Origin of the sequence: Nocardiopsis sp. TNDT3 (assembly GCF_003427465.1) — a bacterium.
GTDB classification, from domain to species: Bacteria; Actinomycetota; Actinomycetes; order Streptosporangiales; family Streptosporangiaceae; genus Nocardiopsis; species Nocardiopsis dassonvillei.
The window spans coordinates 1-1,747 of sequence record NZ_QPFC01000554.1 but is presented as its reverse complement, the minus strand read 5'-3'; the positions used below and the strand labels follow the sequence as shown (position 1 = coordinate 1,747).

The window sequence follows — 1,747 nt, the reverse complement described above, 5'->3', positions numbered from 1 at the left end:
CCCCAGCCCGGCGTCCCGGGCACCCGGCTCTACCCCGCCGGGGGCCCGGAACCCACCCCCGCTCGAACACCATCCCTTTCCCTACACAATCGTGAGGAACTGTCCCGTGACCAACGCGAAGAACACCGATCTCGACGCGATCGTCGTCGGTGCCGGGTTCGCCGGCATCTACGCGCTGCACAAGCTCCGCAACGAACTGGGCCTGTCCGTCCGGGCCTTCGACAAGGCGGGCGGGGTCGGGGGCACCTGGTACTGGAACCGCTACCCCGGCGCCATGTCCGACAGCGAGGGCTTCATCTACCAGTACTCCTTCGACCGCGACCTGCTGCGGGAGTGGACCTGGAAGAAGCGCTACCTGTCCCAGGCGGAGATCCTGGGCTACCTGGAGGCGGTCGTGGAGCGGCACGACCTCGCCAGGGACATCCAGCTCAACACCGGCGTCGAGACGCTGGTCTACGACGAGGCCGCCGCCCTGTGGACCGCGACCACCAGCGACGGCCAGACCCTCACCGCCCGCTACGTGGTGACCGCCCTCGGACCGCTGTCCACCTCCCACTTCCCCGACTTCAAGGGCCGCGACAGCTTCCAGGGCCGCCTGGTCCACACCGGCTCCTGGCCCGACGACCTCGACATCGAGGGCAAGAGGGTCGGCGTCATCGGCACCGGCTCCACCGGAACCCAGTTCATCTGCGCGGCCTCGAAGGTGGCCGGGCAGCTCACCGTGTTCCAGCGGACCCCCCAGTACAACGTGCCCTCGGGCAACGCCGAGGTGGACGAGGCCTACTTCACCGACCTGCGCGGCCGCTACGACCAGGTCTGGGAGCAGGCCAAGAAGTCCCGCGTGGCGTGCGGCTTCGAGGAGAGCGAGATCGCCGCGATGAGCGTCTCCGAGGAGGAGCGCCGACGCGTCTTCCAGGAGAACTGGGACCGGGGCAACGGCTTCCGCTTCATGTTCGGCACCTTCTCCGACATCATCTTCGACCCCAGGGCCAACGAGGCGGCGGCCGACTTCATCCGGTCCAAGATCCGGGAGATCGTCAAGGACCCGGAGACCGCCCGCAAGCTCCAGCCGACCGACTACTACGCCAAGCGCCCGGTCTGCAACGAGGACTACTACGAGTCCTACAACCGGGACAACGTCAGCCTGGTGAGCCTCAAGGAGACCCCGATCCGGGAGTTCACCCCCACGGGGATCGTGACCGAGGACGGGGTGGAGCACGAGCTGGACGTCGTCGTCTTCGCGACCGGTTTCGAGGCCGTCGAGGGCAGCTACCGGCAGATGGAGATCCGCGGCCGGGGCGGCGTGACCATCGAGGAGCACTGGGGGGACACGCCCGCCAGCTACCTCGGGGTCAACGTCTCGGGCTTCCCCAACATGTTCATGGTCTACGGCCCCAACAGCGTCTTCAGCAACCTGCCCACGGCCATCGAGACCCAGGTCGAGTGGATCACCGAGCTGGTCCGGATGATGGAGGAGCGCGACCTGACCTCCATCGAGCCGACCCCGGAGGCGGAGGAGGGCTGGACCGAGCTGTGCACGCAGATCGCCGACCACTCCCTGTTCCCCAAGGTCAACTCCTGGATCTTCGGGGCCAACATCCCGGGCAAGAAGAAGCGGGTCCTGTTCTACTTCGCGGGGCTCGGCAACTACCGCCAGAAGCTCGGTGACGTGGCCGCGGCCGACTACGAGGGCTTCATGCTCAAGGGCAACCCCTCGGTGGTGACCGCCTGACGGCGGCGGGGGGGG

1 protein-coding gene is annotated in these 1,747 nt (G+C 67.8%); it reads left to right on the top strand.

What is annotated here, in order from left to right; translation table 11 throughout:
* The first annotated feature begins 106 nt into the window (after positions 1–106).
* A complete protein-coding gene (locus DQW06_RS14305; protein ID WP_117198619.1) occupies positions 107–1,732 on the top strand; it encodes an NAD(P)/FAD-dependent oxidoreductase in 1,626 nt (541 codons plus the stop codon).
* Positions 1,733–1,747: the final 15 nt, after the last annotated feature.